Consider the following 16,444-nt stretch of genomic DNA (forward strand, 5'->3'; position numbering starts at 1 on the left):
GCGAACCTACCGCGCGACGGGCGCCGCGAAACCGGATGCGGCCGGCTCTCGCTAGCCCTTCGTGGAGCCGAGGGTGAGGCCCGCGATGAAGTGGCGTTGCAGGAGGAGGAAGACGACCAGGGTGGGCAGGGCGACGATCACGGATCCGGCGGCCAGCAGGTTGTAGTCCGTGAAGAACTCGCCCCTGAGGTTGTTGAGGGCGGAGGTGATGGGGAGTTTGTCGCCGTCGGAGACGAAGACCAGGGCCCACAGGAAGTCGTTGTACATCCAGGTGAACTGGAGCGTGCCGAGCGCGGCCAGCGCAGGGCGGCTCAGCGGCAGGACGATCCGCCAGTACCGGGTCCAGACCCCCGCGCCGTCGACGATGGCCGACTCCTGGATCTCGTACGGCAGCGCCCGCATGAAGTTGGCCAGCACGAAGACGCAGAAGCCGAGCTGGAACCCCACGTGGACGAGGATCACCGCCCAGTAGGAGTCGAACAGCGTCATCGAGTCGGACATCCAGTAGGGCAGCGGGATCTTGTTGAAGAGGACGTAGAGGGGGGTGACGATGACCTGCTGCGGGAGGAGGTTGCCCGCGGTGAAGAGCATCAGGAGGGGGATGGTGAGGCGCGGCCGCATCCGCAGGCCGGTGGTGGCGAAGGCGACGAACGAGGCGAGGAAGAGCACGACGAGGACGCCGGGGACGGCGATGAGGAGGGTGTTGAGGAAGTACTTGACCATCCCCGACTCGGTGAACGCCTGCCGGTAGTAGTCGAAGGAGAGGGTGTCGGGGAGGGAGAAGTAGCCGCGCTCGGAGGTTTCGTCGTAGGGGCGCAGGGAGGCGTACACGGCGAGCGCCAGCGGGGCGAGGAAGCCGAGGCTGACCGCCATCAGGAAGGCGTGCAGTCCGAGTCGGCGGCCGGTGACCCGGCGGCGCGGCGCCTGCGGGGGCGGTTCCGGGGCCGGCAGCCGCGGGGCCCGGGTGGTGGTCGCGCTGGTCATCGTTTGCTCTCCCCTCGTAGTTCCTGGATCAGGTACGTCGCGACGAAGCCGAGGGAGACCAGGAGGAGGACGACGGCTATGGCGGAGCCGAAGCCGATGCGGCTGGCCTCGCCGATGATGTTGTCGGTGACCAGGACGGACAGCACTTCCAGGCCGTTGCGGCCCTTGTTGATCGCGTAGACGATGTCGAAGGCGCGCAGCGACTCGATGACGGTGATGATCCCGACGATGACGTTGACCGGGCGCAGGGTGGGCAGGACCACGCGGAAGAAGGCCTGGGTCTCGCTCGCGCCGTCGATGGCCGCGGCCTCCTTGAGGGTCTGGTCGACGGCCTTGAGGCCCGCCAGGTAGAGGATCATCACGTAGCCGGTGTGCCGCCAGACGGCGGCGAGCAGCACCATCCAGAGGTTGAGGTCGGGGTCGCCGAGCCAGTCGGTGGGGTGTTCGGTGTTGCCGAGCAGGGCGTTGAGGGCGCCCTGGTCGCGGGAGAAGACCAGCTGGGCGATGAAGCCGACGACGGCGAGGGAGAGCACGACCGGCATGTAGAGCGTCGACTGGTAGAAGCGGCTGAAGCGGACGCCGCGGTCGATGAGGACGGCCAGCAGCAGGCCGAAGGGGGCGGCGACCAGGCCGAGGAAGGCCAGCCAGAGCAGGTTGTGGCGGACGGCGGGCCAGAACGCGGGGTAGTTGGTGAAGAGGTTGGCGTAGTTCTCCGTGCCGACCCAGGAGATGTCGCCGATGCCGTCCCAGCTGGTGAAGGAGAGCACGACGGAGGCCAGCGTCGGCCCCCAGACGACGAGGACGTCGAGCAGCAGCGGCAGTCCCAGCAGCAGCCCGAGGACGAGGAGGTCGCGCCGGGTGAACCGCCGTGCCTTCCTGCTGCCCCGGCCGGCTGCGGGGCGGTCGTCGGTCACGGGGCCGGGGGCACGCGGCGCGGAGGTGGAGGGCACGGTCGTTTGCTCCAATGACGCGGTGCGGATGGGACCGGGGGCAGTGCCGGGGAGGCGTGGGCCGTGCGGGGTCGTCGGGGCGCCGTGGAAGAGGTGCGGCGGCCGGGCGGCCCGCTGTCACTCCGCGGCGAAGACGGTCTTCTTCTGCCGCTCGATCCCGTTGACCAGGCCGTCCACGTCCTTCGGGTTGCTGATGAAGGTCTGGATGGCGGGAATCATCACGGTCGTCGCGAAGTCCGGTCGGGTGTCGCGGTCGAGGAACTGGGAGATCTGCTTGGAGCCGGTGATCAGGGCGACGGCCTTCTTCTGGAGCGGGGAGTACGCCGAGGTGTCCGCCCGGTCGCTGACGGCGACGGCGTTCGGGTCGCTGGTGAGGTAGAGGTCCTCGGCCTTTCCGGTGGCCAGCCAGCGCAGCAGGTCCTTGGCGGACTCCATCGTCTTCCTGTTCTTCAGGTTCTTGGACTTCTTCGCCAGCAGGAAGCCGTCGGTGGGGGCCTCCACGGCGTCCTGGCCGTGCGCCGGGTCGATCTCGGGGAAGGGGAAGAAGTCGAGGTCGGACCGGTCCGCCGCGGGGAACTGCTGCCCGGCGTGCTGGAGCCCGAGGACGACCATGCCGCTCTGCCGCTTCTGGAGGGTGAGGGCGGACTCCTGCCAGGTGCGGCCGTTGGCGCCCTCGTGGCAGTACGGCAGGATGCGGCGCCAGGTGTCGAAGACCTCCCTGACGCGCTTGTCGGTCCAGGCCTCCTTGCCCGCCATCAGGGACTTGTGGAACTCGTAGCCGTTGACGCGCATGTTCAGGTAGTCGAAGGTGCCCATGGCCGGCCAGCCGTCCTTGTCGCTGAACGCGATCGGGACGAGCTTGTCCTTCTGCATCTGCTTGGCGAGCGCGAGGTAGGCGTCGAGGGTCCGGGGCACCTCGTAGCCGTACCGGGCGAAGACGCTCTTCCGGTGGAAGACGGCCCACGGGTAGTAGTAGTACGGCACCAGGTACTGCTTGCCGTCCTCGCCCGTCGACTGGTCCTTGAGCGCCGGGGAGAAGCCCTGGAAGTCGCCCCACAGGTCGCTGATGTCGTACAGCAGGCCCTTCTTGGCGAAGAACTGCATGCGGTAGCCCGCGAACCACATGAAGACGTCGTTGGGGCTGCTCTGGAGGTAGCGGTTGATGTTCTCCTGGAAGGAGTTGTGGTCGACCGTGTTGACCTCGACCTTCCGCCCCTGCTTCGCCTGTCCGGCGTACGCGGCGAAGGCGTCGGCGTACGCCTTCTTCGGGACGGCGTCGGAGGCGTTGGAGCCCACGGTGACGACGTTGCCGTCCCCGCCGGGGCCGCCGCCGCAGGCGGTCAGCAGCGCGGGCAGTGCGACGGCACCCGCCCCCGCGGCGGCGCCCCGCAGAAGGTTCCGGCGGGACATTCCGGTCGCCTGACGGATCGGCATCTGCGGACTTCCTCTCCTCGGGGCCGCCGGACGCACCGCACAACCCAACACAATCGAACGGAAGAGTTGGATCCCACCGCCAACTCCCTTTCACGTCAAGGGTTTTGACCGTTCATCAGCCAACCGTTACCCCCTCTCTTCCAACAGGGTCGAACACGCCCTAACGTAAGCGCGCAGCACCGACCCGTACATGGCGCCATACGCTCGTCCGTGAGTACCGACAAGTCCCCACGAGTACGGAGGAATCGCCCATGCACCGTCCGACCGCTCGCACCCTCCCCCCAGGCCGCCCACGCGGCAGAAGAGCCGCCGGGCTCCTCACCTCCGTGGTGCTGCTGGGAGGGCTCGGACTCACCGGTACGGCCCAGGCGGCATCCGCCCCGTCACCCGTCCGGCCCCCCACCGGCACCGCACCCGCGCCCGCCGCCGAGCCGCGGCTCCCCGACGGCCTCGCCCTCACCCCGCCGATGGGCTTCAACAACTGGAACTCGACCTACTGCCGGGCCGAATTCAACGAGGCCATGGTCAAGGGCATCGCTGACCTCTTCGTGGAGAAGGGGCTGAAGGACGCGGGCTACCAGTACGTCAACCTCGACGACTGCTGGGCCAAGACGGAACGGGACGCGGCGGGCAAGCTGGTGCCCGACCCGGTCCGGTTCCCGAACGGCATCAAGGCGGTGGCCGACTACGTCCACGCCAAGGGGCTGAAGTTCGGCCTCTACAGCAGCGCGGGCACCCGGACCTGCGACCCGGTCGGCATGCCGGGCGGGCTCGGCCACGAGTACAGCGATGCCGAGCAGTTCGCCGAGTGGGGCGTGGACTACCTGAAGTACGACAACTGCAACAACCAGGACGTCGACTTCATGCTCCGGTACACCACCATGCGCGACGCGCTGAAGGCCGCCTCGTCCAAGACCGGCCGCCCCATCCTCTACAGCCTCTGCGAGTGGGGCTCCTACAAGCCGTGGGAGTGGGGCAAGGACGTGGGCCACATGTGGCGCACCACCGGTGACATCCGGGACACCTGGGCCTCGATGCTGGGCATCATGAAGCAGAACCTGCCGCTGGCGAAGTACGCGGGCCCGGGGCACTGGAACGACCCGGACATGCTGGAGGTCGGCAACGGCGGCATGACCGCTACCGAGTACCGCACCCACTTCTCCATGTGGTCGATCATGGCGGCGCCGCTGCTCATCGGCTCCGACCTGCGCAAGGCGACCCCGGAGACCTTCGAGATCCTGTCCAACAGGGAAGTCATCGCCGTCGACCAGGACAGGCTCGGCAAGCAGGGCGTCGTGGTCACCTCCGAGGGCGGCCGCTGGGTGGTCTCCAAGGAGCTGGCGGACGGCAGCCGTGCCGTCGCGCTCTTCAACGAGACCGGCGGCCCGCAGCGCATCGCCACCACCGCGAAGGCGGTCGGACTGCCCGCCGCGGACGGCTACCGGGTGCGCGACCTGTGGCTCAAGACCACCGGGCACAGCGCGGGAACGCTCGCCGCGACGGTGCCCGCGCACGGCACCGTGCTGCTGCGGGTGGCGCCGGACCGCAGGTGGGCGCAGCTGCCGCCGGTGCTCGACACGGGCGCCGGCGAGGCGCCGCTGACCGAGGCGGGCAGGCCGGTGCGGCTCACCTCCACGGTGACCGACCTCGGCCGCACGCCCGCGCGCGACGTCTCGGTGAAGCTCACCGGGCCGGCCGGCTGGCAGGTCCGCGCCACGTCGCCGAGCGGTACGCCCTCGCTGCCGGGCGGCAAGGACTTCCGTACCGGCTGGAGTGCCACCGCGCCCGCGGGCACCGCGCCGGGCAGCTACGGGCTGACGCTGACCACCACCTACCGCGGCGCCTCCGGACAGCGGCTGACGACGACCGCACCGGCCGGGGTGCGGGTCGCCGTGGCGCCGCCCGGCGGCTCCTCGTACGCCAGTGACCTCGGCCCGCTCGCCTCCGCGAACGGGTGGGGCCCGGTGGAGAAGGACCGCAGCAACGGCGAGAGCGCGGCGGGCGACGGCAAGCCGCTGACGGTCGGCGGCCAGGTCTTCGCCAAGGGCCTGGGCACCCACGCGGCGAGCGAGGTCGAGTACTACACGGGCGGGAAGTGCACGGCCTTCACCGCGCGGGTCGGCCTCGACGACGAGAGCGGCACCCGCGGCACGGTCGCCTTCGAGGTGTGGGCCGACGGCAGGAAAGCCGCGAGCACCGGAGTCCTCGACAACTCCGCCGCCGCACAGCGGATTTCGGCCAATGTCGGCGGGGCGCAGACGGTCCGGCTCGTGGTCACCGACGGCGGGGACGGCGTCCAGTACGACCACGCCGACTGGGGCGACGCACAGCTGAGCTGCTGAGCGGCCGAGCGGCCACGGTCCCCGGCAGGGGTCAGACGGCGGTGGGCCGGGGCCGTTCGCGACTGTTGTCGGCCCCTTGCAGGGCTGCCGCCGCCGCGCCCACCAGGCCCGCCTCCGTGCCCATCCGGGCGGGCACCACCTTGATGCCCCGTACGAAGGAGAGCGCGGCATAGTCCGCGAGGGCGCGGCGCAGCGGCTCCAGGAGTACGTCGCCCGCGCCCGCCACTCCCCCGCCGATCACCGCGATGTCCACCTCCACCAGGGTCGCGGTGGCGGCTATCCCGGCGGCCAGGGCCTGGGCGGCACGGGCGAAGGAGGCGAGCGCGACGGGGTCCCCGGCCCGTGCGGCGGCGGCCACGGCGGCGGCCGTGGTGTCGCCGTCCGGGCCCGGCCGCCAGCCCTGTTCGAGGGCGCGGCGGGCGATGTGCGGGCCGCTGGCGATGCGTTCGACGCAGCCGCGCGAGCCGCAGGGGCAGGGGTCGCCGTCCAGGTCGACGCTGATGTGGCCGATGTGGCCGGCGTTCCCGGTCGGGCCGGGGTGCAGCCGCCCGCCGAGGACGAGACCACCGCCGACCCCGGTCGACACGACGAGACACAGGGCGTTGTCGTGCCCCCGGGCCGCACCCTGCCAGTGCTCGGCGGCGGTCATCGCGACACCGTCGCCGACCAGCCGTACCGGCAGACCGCCGACCGTCGTACGCACCCGCGCCACCAGCGGGAAGCCGCGCCAGCCGGGCACGTTGACCGGGCTGACCGTGCCCGCGGAGGCGTCCACGGGGCCCGCGCTGCCGATGCCGACGGCCGTCACCCGGGGCCAGAGCGGTGAGGCGGTCAGCTCGTCGAGCACCGCGTCGACCGCGGCCATCACCCGCTCGCCGTCCTCCTGGGCGGGCGTCGGCCGCTGGGTCTTGAGGTGTATCCGGCCGGTGTCGTCCACCAACGCACCTGCGATCTTGGTGCCGCCTATGTCCAGCGCGGCGACGAGGTCGGTGAACTCGGTGTGCATCGGTGTCGCGTCTCCAGGAGGAAGAAGAGGAAGGGCGGAGGAAGGGAATTCCCCGGACGAAGGGATTTGCTCGGGCGGGAAAGATTTCTTCGGACGGGGTCGCGGTTTCTCGGACGGATTCGGGTCGGGGCGGCGGGGCCCTAGGCCAGTCTCCATTCAGCTGACAACGTTGTCCAGGCATCGGCACCCTATGCTCGGTGCCGCACCGTCTCGCCCAGCCCGCCCGACCCCGCCCAGCCCGCTCGACGCCAAACGCCCCACGCCGACGACCGACAGGACAGCGCACCGTGGCCGACACCGCCCCGCCCCCTCCCTCCGCAGGAAGGTCCGCGCGTGCCGCGGGACCCGTGCCGCCCCCGCAGCGCTACGGCAACCGGCCGACCATGAAGGACGTGGCCGCCCGCGCGGGCGTGGGCCTCAAGACGGTGTCCCGGGTCGTCAACGCGGAGCCCGGCGTCACGCCCGACACCGAACGGCGCGTCAAGGAGGCCATCGACGCGCTGGGTTTCCGGCGCAACGACAGCGCGCGGGTGCTCCGCAAGGGCCGCACCGCCAGCATCGGCCTGGTGCTGGAGGACCTGGCCGACCCGTTCTACGGGCCGCTGAACCGCGCCGTGGAAGAGGTGGCCCGCGCCCACGGCGCGCTGCTCATCAACGGTTCGAGCGCCGAGGACCCGGACCGCGAGCAGGAGTTGGTGCTCGCGCTGTGCGCCCGCCGGGTGGACGGGCTGATCGTGATCCCCGCCGGCGACGACCACCGCTACCTGGAGCAGGAGATGGCGGCGGGGGTCGCCACCGTCTTCGTGGACCGCCCGGCGGGCAGGGTCGACGCGGACACCGTGCTCTCCGACAGCTTCGGCGGGGCACGGGACGGGGTGGCCCACCTGATCGCCCACGGCCACCGGCGGATCGGCTTCATCGGCGACCAGCCGCGCATCCACACCGCGGCGGAACGGCTGCGCGGCTACCACGCGGCGATGGAGGACGCGGGCCTGGCGGTCGACCCGTCGTGGGTGGCGCTCGGCAGTACGGACCCGGGGCGGGTGCGGGAGGCGGCGGGGATCATGCTGGCGGGAGCGGCCCCGGTGACCGCGCTGTTCGCGGGCAACAACCGGGTGACGGTCACGGTGGTGCGCGTCCTGGCGGACCGGCCGCGGCCCACGGCCCTGGTGGGCTTCGACGACTTCGAACTGGCGGACCTGCTGGTGCCGGGGGTGACGGTGGTCGCCCAGGACGCGGCGGCGCTCGGCAGGACGGCGGCGAACCTGCTGTTCAGGAGGCTGGAGGACGCGGGGAGGGAGCCGCAGCGGGTGGTCCTGGGAACACGGCTGATCGCCCGGGGCTCGGGCGAACAACTCCCCCCGTCCTGATCCCCCTCGGGCCCTGCCCCGTCGTCCCGGGCGGTGGGGACGCCCTCGCCACCGGGCACCGGTGGCGCCGCACAGCGGCCCGGGGTCAGCAGGTGGGGAGGCCCGGGAGGGGTTTGTCGTTGTCGCCGCCCTTGAGATAGACCACGCTGACGTACACATTCGTGTTGCCGCTGTCGTCGTCCGTGCGCGCCCACCAGACGTTCGTCCAGTTGCCGTAGGTGACGCGGCGGCCCAGGTTCGTCTGGCAGTAGAAGTAGTTGGTGCCTGCCTTGAGGGTGCCCGCGCGGTCGCCGTTGGCGCGGACGGAGTCCGAGGTGCGCCAGACGTCGCAGTTGTACTTGCCGCCGCCGATGCCGTCGCAGACGGGTGCCGGGGCGGGCGGGGGCTGCTGGTTGCCGCCACCGGCGGCGGCCCCTCCGGCGCCTCCGCCCGCTGCCGCGCCGCCTCCGCCGCCCGCTGCCGCTCCGCCGCCGGAACCGCCCGAGGCGCCCGTGCCGTTGGCGCCGCCCGACGCGCCGGAGCCCTTGCCGCCGGCTGCCGTGCCACCGGTGGTCGCCCTGTCGGTGGCCCGGCCGCCCGCCGAGGGCGTCGGCCGCGGTGTGCCGGTGTTCTTGCCCTTGTCGCCGTTCTTGTCCCCGTTCTTGCCGTCGGGGGCCGGGCCTTCGGTCTTCTTCGCCGCGTCGGTCGGCAGCGCGCCGGGGGCCAGTGGTCCGTCCTCGGTCGGTCCGCCGCCCGCGGTCCCGGAGCCGTGGGCCGCGGGGCTGCCCGCCACCGTCTCGTCCCCGCCGCGGGTGCTGACCACGTAGGTCGCTCCGGCGCCGACCAGCAGCACGGCGGCGACTCCGGCGGCCACCACGGACCTGCGCCGTCCGCCCGACGCCCCGTCACGTCCGCGCGCGTCGAGCGGGGTGGTGGTCACGGGTGCCGGGGCGGGGCCGTGGCCGTAACCCGCCGGGACCGCCGGACCCGGCCCCGTACCGTACCCGGACGGGGTGTGCGGGCCGAAGCCCGGTGAGGGCTGAACGTACGGAGCCGGGGCGGGTGCCGGGGCGGGCGCGTGGCCCGGATGGACCGCCGGGCCGAAGCCCGGCTGCGGCGACGGGCGGTACCCGCCGCCGGCCGGTCCCGAAGGCGCCCCGGACGCCGGTTCGGCCACCGCGCGCAGCAGCCGCGCCGCCTCCTCGGCGTCCGGCCGCGCCGCCGGGTCCTTGGCCATGAGCAGGCTCAGTACGGGGGCCAGCGGCCCGGACCGCACCGGTTCCGGCAGGGGCTCCACGACGATCGCGTTCAGCGTCGACCAGGTCGACGTGCGGCGGAAGGGCGAGCCGCCCTCGACGGCCGCGTACAGCGTGGCGCCCAGCGCCCAGATGTCGGACGCGGGGCCCGGCTCCTGGCCCTGGGCCCGTTCGGGCGCCAGGTAGTCGAGGGATCCGACCAGTTCGCCGCTGCGGGTGAGGTGGGTGGTGGAGCCGTCGCCGGGGTCGTCGATGGCGGCGATGCCGAAGTCGGTGAGGACGGTGCGCCCGCTGACGTCGAGCAGGACGTTGCCCGGCTTCACGTCGCGGTGCAGTACGCCGACCCGGTGCGCGGCGCCCAGCGCGTCCAGCACCCGGGCGCCCATCGCTGCCGCCTCGCGCGGGTCCAGCAGCCCCTTCCGGGTCAGTACGTCGTCCAGGGACGGGCCGTCGACGAGTTCCATCACGATGAGCGGGCGGCCCTCGTGCTCGGCGATGTCGTGGACGGAGATGACTCCGGGGTGCCGGATGCGGGCGGCGGCGCGGGCCTCGCGCTGCATCCGCACCTGGAGGTCGGCCAGTTCCGGCCCGGAGGCGTCGCTGTACGTGCGCAGTTCCTTCACCGCGACCTCGCGGCCCAGCACCTCGTCGACCGCGCGCCAGACGACGCCCATGCCTCCCCGGCCGAGCTGCTCGATCACCCGGTAGCGGCCGGCCAGCCGCTCGTTCTCCCCCGTTGCCACCACTGCCCCGTTCCGTCACGCCCAAATGAGTGGTCGCGAACAGAGTACGGGGCAGCGGTGACGGCCGGGCGGTCGGTCAGGAGGCGGAGGCCGTGAGGTCGCCCCGGCGCGGTGCGGCGAAGCCCTCCAGGTCGGCCTGGGTCAGCCCGCTGAGCCGGGCGACCTCGGCGGCGTCGAGCGCGCCGCACTGGATGCCGCGGAGCAGGTAGGAGGCGAGCGCCTTCGCGGACGCGGGCTCGTCGGCGACGTCGCCGCCGGTGACCTGGTTGGCGTAGGCGGCCAGCCGCGCGGCGGCCTGCTCGAAGCCCTCGCGGTAGTAGGTGAAGACGGCCGCGTAGCGGGTCGGCAGGTGGCCCGGGTGCATGTCCCAGCCCTGGAAGTAGGCGCGGGCCAGGGCGCGGCGGGTGAGGCCGTAGTGCAGCCGCCAGGCGTCGTGCACCTTCTCGGTGGAGCCGACGGGCAGGACGTTGGTGGAGCCGTCCGAGACGCGCACGCCGGTGCCAGCGGCGGCGACCTGCATGACGGCCTTGGCGTGGTCGGCGGCCGGGTGGTCGCTGGCCTGGTAGGCGGCGCTGACGCCGAGGCAGGCGCTGTAGTCGAAGGTGCCGTAGTGCAGCCCGGTGGCGCGGCCCTCGGCGGCGTCGATCATGCGGGCGACGGTGGCGGTGCCGTCGGCGCCGAGGATGGACTGGCTGGTCTCGATCTGGATCTCGAAGCCGATCCGGCCCTGTTCCAGGCCGTGCGCCTTCTCGAACGCCTCGGCCAGGCGCACCATCGCGGTGACCTGCTCGCAGTACGTCACCTTGGGGAGCGTGAGGACGAGGCCGTCGGGGAGGCCGCCGTTCTCCATCAGTCCGGTGAGGAAGACGTCCAGGGTGCGGATGGCCCGCTCGCGCACGGGGGCCTCGAAGCACTTCATGCGGATGCCGGTGTAGGGGGCCGCGGTGCCGTCCCGGTAGGACTCGGCGACCAGGCGGGCCGCGCGGGCGGCGTAGGCGTCCTCCTCGGCCGCGGGGCCGGTGTAGCCGTCCTCGAAGTCGACGCGCAGGTCCTCGACCGGCTCGCGCTCCAGCTTGGCGCGCACGCGGGTGTACACGGCGTCGGCGAGGGACGCGTCGAGGCCCAGGACCTCGGCGAACGCGGCGGCGTCCGGGGCGTGCTCGTCGAGCATCTTCAGCGCCTGGTCGCCCCAGGAACGGATGGTTCCGGCGTCGTAGAGGTTGCCGGGTACGTACACGGTGTGGACGGGCTGCCGGGTTCCGGGGTCTCCGGGGTAGCGGCGCTCAAGCTCTGCGTCCACGGCGACGAGGGATGCGCTGATCTCCTCGCTGACCGCGCCGGCGAGGCTCGTTGCCACCTTCTCCTGCTGACCCATTCCAACCCTCCAAGTTTCCGCTTCACGGAATCAACAATCCGCATAGCGAAGTTAATAGGTGGTGTGATCCGAGTCAATGGGTGCCCGCCACACGTACCCCAACGGCTCGGGGCCGCCCGGCGAAAAACGCCGTGCGGCCCCGAGTCGTACGAAAAGCGCAGGTCAGCCCTTGCGGGACTCGACCTCGTCGGTCAGCTGCGGGACGACCGCGAACAGGTCGCCGACCACGCCGTAGTCGACCAGCTCGAAGATCGGCGCCTCGGCGTCCTTGTTGATGGCGACGATGGTCTTCGAGGTCTGCATACCGGCCCGGTGCTGGATCGCGCCGGAGATGCCGGAGGCGATGTACAGCTGCGGCGAGACCGACTTGCCGGTCTGGCCGACCTGGTTGGAATGCGGGTACCAGCCGGCGTCGACGGCGGCGCGCGAGGCGCCGACGGCGGCACCGAGCGAGTCGGCGAGCTTCTCGATGATCGAGAAGTTCTCGGCACCGTTGACGCCGCGTCCGCCGGAGACCACGATCGCGGCCTCGGTCAGCTCGGGACGGCCGGTGGACTCGCGCGGGGTGCGCGAGACGACCTTGGTGCCGCGGGCGGCGTCGGAGAAGGTGACCGACAGCGCCTCGACCGCGCCGGCGGCCGGAGCGGCCTCGACCGGGGCCGAGTTCGGCTTGACGGTGATGACCGGCACGCCCTGCGAGACGCGGGACTTGGTGGTGAACGACGCGGCGAACACGGCCTGCGTGGCGACCGGGCCCTCGTCGCCGGCCTCCAGGTCGACGGCGTCGGTGATGATGCCGGACTTGATGCGGACCGCGAGGCGGGCCGCGATCTCCTTGCCCTCCGCGGAGGACGGGACGAGCACGGCGGCCGGGGAGACGGCCTCGTACGCGGCCTGGAGCGCGTCCACCTTCGGTACGACGAGGTAGTCGCCGAACTCCGGGGCGTCCGCGGTCAGCACGCGGGTGGCGCCGTGCTCGCCGAGCACGGAGGCGGCGGCGTCGCCGCCGGCGCCGAGGAAGACCGCGACGGGCTCGCCGATGCGGCGGGCGAGCGTCAGCAGCTCCAGGGTGGGCTTGCGGACGGCACCGTCCACGTGGTCGACGTAGACGAGAACTTCAGCCATGGGATTGCTCTCCTGCGAGTGCGAAGAAAGGGGGGAGGTGAGTCAAGTCCGGTCCGGACTAGATGAACTTCTGTCCGGCCAGGAACTCGGCGAGCTGCTTGCCGCCCTCGCCCTCGTCCTTGACGATCGTGCCCGCGGTGCGCTCGGGGCGCTTGTCCGCGGCCTTGACCTCGGTCCAGGAGCCCTCCAGGCCGACCTGCTCGGCGTCCAGGTCCAGGTCGTCCAGGTCCAGGGACTCCACCGGCTTCTTCTTGGCGGCCATGATGCCCTTGAAGGACGGGTAGCGGGCCTCGCCCGACTGGTCCGTCACGGAGACGAGCGCCGGGAGGGAGGCCTCCAGCTGCTCGCTCGCGCTGTCGCCGTCGCGGCGGCCCTTGACGACGCCGTCCTCGACCTTGACCTCGGAGAGCAGGGTGACCTGCGGGACGCCCAGGCGCTCGGCCAGGATCGCCGGGAGGACGCCCATGGTGCCGTCGGTGGACGCCATGCCGGTGATGACCAGGTCGTAGCCGGTCTTCTCGACGGCCTTGGCGAGCACCAGCGAGGTCGCCATGACGTCGCTGCCGTGCAGGTCGTCGTCCTCGACGTGGACGGCCTTGTCCGCGCCCATCGACAGCGCCTTGCGCAGCGCGTCCTTGGCGTCCTCGGGACCGACCGTCAGGACGGTGATCTCCGCGTCGTCGGCCTCGTCCGCGATCTGGAGCGCCTGCTCGACCGCGTACTCGTCGAGCTCCGACAGCAGACCGTCGACATCGTCGCGGTCGACCGTCAGGTCATCGGCGAAGTGCCGGTCGCCGGTGGCGTCGGGCACGTACTTCACACAGACAACGATCCTCAAGCTCACGCCGGCTCTCCTACTGCATCGTCTATTTGTCGGCTGCCTCGTTGCAGGCAGCATAGGCGCCTGAAGGGGCGGTTTCCGGTCGGGGCGGGTTGCGCTCCGACCGGAATATTACTCGTCAGTACACCCAGAGGGTTCCCCGTAAGCAAGCGCTTTGAACTGTGACCTTGCCAACGCTGTGTAATCGTCGGCAAACGATGCCCGCGGGGAACTCTCAGTCGCGCAGGGCGTTGAAGCGCCCCTGGTGGTACAGCAGTGGCCGCCCCTGCCCCGACGGGTCTCCCGCGACGGCCTGGGCGAGCACGATCCGATGGTCCCCGGCGGGCACCCGGGCCACCACCCGGCACACCAGCCAGGCCAGCACGCCGTCGAGGACGGGCACGCCCTCGGGACCCGTGTGCCACCGTGTGGGCGCGCCGAAACGGTCCGCTCCGCTCCGGGCGAACGTCGCGGCAAGTTCCTCCTGGTGCTCCCCCAGCACGTGCACGCCGATGTGCTCGGCGTCCGCGATGACGGGCCAGCTGGAGGAGCCGGTGCCCACGCCGAAGGACACCAACGGCGGCTCCGCGGCGACGGAGTTGAGGGAGGTGGCGGTGAAACCGACGGGGCGGCCGTCACGGCCCGCCGCGGTGATCACGGCGACCCCGGCGGCGTGCCGGCGGAAGACCGAGCGGAGCAGGTCCGGCGTGGCCTGCGCGGGCACGGCGGAATCCGGGGCGAGGGTGGGCTGAAGCGTCATGGAATTGTCCTTCGACGGGAGCGGAAGGTGCGGCTGTGGTGTCCGTGGCTGCTCAGACACCGGGACAGCGCGCACTCGCGTTGCGGGCCAGGTCCACATCGGCCCGCCCGTACAGAAGGAGTTCCGGGGGCATGACGTCACCCTCGCGAGTGGGGGCGTACACCGTCAAGTACGCACCGGGCCGCGGCCACTGGGAGATTGATCACGTTGCGTCACCCGGCGGCGGCGCGGCGCGCCCGGGGAGGCCGCCGGAGGGCGGCTCCGTACGGGCGGGGACACGCGCCCGTACGGGTCGCCCGTCGCCGCGTGCCGGGCTCAGCCGACGGCGTGTCCCAGGGCCGCGATCACGTCCACACGGCGCGGCTGACCGGTCGCCCTGCGGACGATGCGGCCCTCCGCGTCCAGGACGAGCACGGTCGGCGTCCGCTCGATCTCCAGCTCCCGTACGAGGGCGAGGTGGTCCTCCGCGTCCACCTCGACATGAGCGACGCCCTCGATCATCGCGGCCACCTCCGCGAGCGTCCTGCGGGTGGCCCGGCAGGGCTGGCAGAACGCGCTGGAGAACTGGACCAGGGTCGCCCGCCGCCCGAGCCCGGCCCCCAGCTCCGCCGCTCCCAGCCTGCGGACACCTGCTCGTTCCGGCATATTTCACCCTCTCCTTACGCGCTGCCCGTCACAGTGTGCAGCGTGTCCCGCGCCGTGGCGATTCCCGGCCCCGGAGCCGGTGACAGGAGATCCGCAGCAGGTCAGGGCATGGGTGGACATCGCGTGACGTGACGAGAATCTCTCGTATCGGGCACTCGGGGGCTGGCTGTTCGGCCGCACATGGGGCACGATCTGGCAGACGCCGAAAACCTACGGCAGCGTAACTTTCACCGGGAGAACCCTCCCCGGACAGAAAAGGGTCCCCAGTCATGGCAGAACTCGTCTATCGGCCGGTCGTCGGCGCCGCACGCACGCTGTTCAAGGCGCTCGACCTCAAGATCGACACTCAGGGTTCTGAGAACATCCCCCGCAGCGGCGGGGCAGTACTGGTCAGCAACCACATCAGCTACCTGGACTTCGTCTTCAACGGTCTCGCCGCCCTGCCGCAGAAGCGCCTGGTGCGCTTCATGGCCAAGGAGTCGGTGTTCCGGCACAAGGTCTCGGGGCCGCTGATGCGCGGCATGAAGCACATCCCGGTGGACCGCAAGCAGGGCGAGAACGCCTACCAGCACGCGCTGGCGTCGCTGCGCTCCGGCGAGATCATCGGGGTCTTCCCGGAGGCGACGATCTCCGAGTCGTTCACGCTCAAGAGCTTCAAGTCGGGCGCGGCCAGGCTCGCCCAGGAGGCCGGCGTGCCGCTGATCCCGATGGCGGTCTGGGGCACCCAGCGCATCTGGACCAAGGGCAGGCCGCGCAACTTCGGCCGCAACCACTTCCCCATCACCATCCGGGTGGGCAGGCCCGTGGAGACCGGCACGGACGAGTACGCGGGCGCCCTCACCCGGCGGCTGCGCGAGCGCGTGCAGGAGCTCCTGGAGGCCGCCCAGCGCGCCTACCCGGTGCGCCCGAAGGACGACAAGGACACCTGGTGGATCCCGGCCCACCTCGGCGGCACCGCGCCCACTCCGGCGCAGCTGCGCGAGGCGGGCTGAGCTCAAGCCGCCGGGCTCAGAGCGAGTTCGGCAGCGCGTCCCAGAGCTGCCGCCGGTCGGACGCGCCGCGCATCACGGCCAGCACGTCCGGGTGGGGCGCGGCGTACAGGACGGGGTGGTCCGCCTCGCCGCGCTCCGCGTTCGGCACCCAGGCCAGCCGCTCCCCGTCGAGCGAGAACTGCGCGTCCACCCCGGGTTTGTTCCCCCGGCAGTCCTGCCGGTGCCACGCGCCGCGCAGCCGTACGGCGACGAGGCCGTGGACGCAGTGGCCGCTCGGCCCGTCGTACTCCAGCCGCTGGTAGCAGAGCGCCGTCGGGATGTCCTCGGCGCGCAGCAGCGCCGTCAGGGCGTGCGCCTTGGCGTGGCAGATGCCGGTGCGCGCCGCGAGGACGTCGGAGGCGCGCCAGGTGACGCGGAGGTCCCCGGAGTCCGCCGAGTGCGGGACGGTGTCGCGCACGAACTCATAGGCGGCGCGGGCATAGGCATACGAGTCCGCCGACTCCTTGGCGAGGCGGGCGGCCGTCTCCCGTACCTGCGGATGATGGTGGTCGATGACTTCGTCGGCCGCCAAGTAGGCGGACAGGTCCGGGTTTTGCTGGATCGGTTCCATGGGTCCGGAGCATAGGAATGCGACCGACCGCGAGTCAATATCTTTACGGTCGA

Annotated in this window: 14 protein-coding genes; 3 read left to right on the plus strand and 11 right to left on the minus strand. The window is 71.8% G+C overall.

The window, feature by feature from the left end:
• Positions 1–51: 51 nt before the first annotated feature.
• The 3 genes from ACFYVL_RS30360 to ACFYVL_RS30370 form a co-directional block, all read right to left on the minus strand.
• Complete coding sequence (locus ACFYVL_RS30360; protein WP_389250447.1) at positions 52–984, minus strand: carbohydrate ABC transporter permease; 933 nt, start codon at positions 982–984, stop codon at positions 52–54.
• The gene (locus ACFYVL_RS30365) at positions 981–1,898 is read right to left on the minus strand and encodes a carbohydrate ABC transporter permease (protein WP_389250682.1); all 918 of its coding nucleotides are present in this window, start codon (positions 1,896–1,898) and stop codon (positions 981–983) included. Before ACFYVL_RS30365 ends, ACFYVL_RS30360 begins: the two co-directional genes overlap by 4 nt.
• Before the next feature lie 153 nt (positions 1,899–2,051).
• On the minus strand, positions 2,052–3,344 hold the full coding sequence (locus ACFYVL_RS30370; RefSeq protein ID WP_389250684.1) for an ABC transporter substrate-binding protein: 1,293 nt from the start codon (positions 3,342–3,344) through the stop codon (positions 2,052–2,054).
• Between the two features lie 275 nt (positions 3,345–3,619).
• Here ACFYVL_RS30370 and ACFYVL_RS30375 point away from each other — a divergent pair, with 275 nt between their 5' ends.
• A complete protein-coding gene (locus ACFYVL_RS30375) occupies positions 3,620–5,710 on the plus strand; it encodes an NPCBM/NEW2 domain-containing protein (RefSeq protein WP_389250449.1) in 2,091 nt (696 codons plus the stop codon).
• 31 nt (positions 5,711–5,741) lie between these two features.
• Here ACFYVL_RS30375 and ACFYVL_RS30380 read toward each other — a convergent pair whose 3' ends face one another.
• Positions 5,742–6,716 carry an ROK family protein gene (locus ACFYVL_RS30380; RefSeq protein ID WP_389250451.1) on the minus strand — a complete coding sequence of 325 codons (975 nt, stop codon included), beginning with the start codon at positions 6,714–6,716 and terminating at the stop codon, positions 5,742–5,744.
• A 383-nt stretch (positions 6,717–7,099) separates the two neighbouring features.
• Here ACFYVL_RS30380 and ACFYVL_RS30385 point away from each other — a divergent pair, with 383 nt between their 5' ends.
• Positions 7,100–8,086, plus strand: coding sequence for a LacI family DNA-binding transcriptional regulator (locus ACFYVL_RS30385; protein WP_389250686.1), 987 nt, complete (start codon positions 7,100–7,102; stop codon positions 8,084–8,086).
• An 85-nt stretch (positions 8,087–8,171) separates the two neighbouring features.
• Here ACFYVL_RS30385 and ACFYVL_RS30390 read toward each other — a convergent pair whose 3' ends face one another.
• The 6 genes from ACFYVL_RS30390 to ACFYVL_RS30415 all read right to left on the minus strand — a co-directional run bounded on the left by ACFYVL_RS30390 (position 8,172) and on the right by ACFYVL_RS30415 (position 14,789).
• Positions 8,172–10,064 carry a serine/threonine-protein kinase gene (locus ACFYVL_RS30390; protein ID WP_389250689.1) on the minus strand — a complete coding sequence of 631 codons (1,893 nt, stop codon included), beginning with the start codon at positions 10,062–10,064 and terminating at the stop codon, positions 8,172–8,174.
• 76 nt (positions 10,065–10,140) lie between these two features.
• Positions 10,141–11,439, minus strand: coding sequence for a DUF6986 family protein (locus ACFYVL_RS30395; protein WP_389250453.1), 1,299 nt, complete (start codon positions 11,437–11,439; stop codon positions 10,141–10,143).
• A 162-nt stretch (positions 11,440–11,601) separates the two neighbouring features.
• Positions 11,602–12,564, minus strand: a complete 963-nt coding sequence (locus ACFYVL_RS30400) for an electron transfer flavoprotein subunit alpha/FixB family protein (RefSeq protein ID WP_389250455.1) — start codon at positions 12,562–12,564, stop codon at positions 11,602–11,604.
• Positions 12,565–12,622: 58 nt separating this feature from the next.
• A complete protein-coding gene (locus ACFYVL_RS30405; RefSeq protein WP_389250457.1) occupies positions 12,623–13,408 on the minus strand; it encodes an electron transfer flavoprotein subunit beta/FixA family protein in 786 nt (261 codons plus the stop codon).
• 211 nt (positions 13,409–13,619) lie between these two features.
• On the minus strand, positions 13,620–14,144 hold the full coding sequence (locus tag ACFYVL_RS30410; protein ID WP_389250459.1) for a flavin reductase family protein: 525 nt from the start codon (positions 14,142–14,144) through the stop codon (positions 13,620–13,622).
• 315 nt (positions 14,145–14,459) lie between these two features.
• Positions 14,460–14,789: a TlpA family protein disulfide reductase gene (locus ACFYVL_RS30415; RefSeq protein ID WP_389250461.1), complete on the minus strand. Its 330-nt coding sequence runs from the start codon at positions 14,787–14,789 to the stop codon at positions 14,460–14,462.
• 269 nt (positions 14,790–15,058) lie between these two features.
• Between ACFYVL_RS30415 and ACFYVL_RS30420 the strand changes: the two genes are divergently transcribed.
• Positions 15,059–15,781: a lysophospholipid acyltransferase family protein gene (locus tag ACFYVL_RS30420; protein ID WP_389250463.1), complete on the plus strand. Its 723-nt coding sequence runs from the start codon at positions 15,059–15,061 to the stop codon at positions 15,779–15,781.
• 16 nt (positions 15,782–15,797) lie between these two features.
• Here ACFYVL_RS30420 and ACFYVL_RS30425 read toward each other — a convergent pair whose 3' ends face one another.
• A complete protein-coding gene (locus ACFYVL_RS30425; RefSeq protein ID WP_389250465.1) occupies positions 15,798–16,391 on the minus strand; it encodes a transglutaminase family protein in 594 nt (197 codons plus the stop codon).
• Between the last annotated feature and the right edge of the window lie 53 nt (positions 16,392–16,444).

The organism is Streptomyces sp. NPDC004111, from assembly GCF_042874215.1.
Taxonomy (GTDB): Bacteria; Actinomycetota; Actinomycetes; order Streptomycetales; family Streptomycetaceae; genus Streptomyces.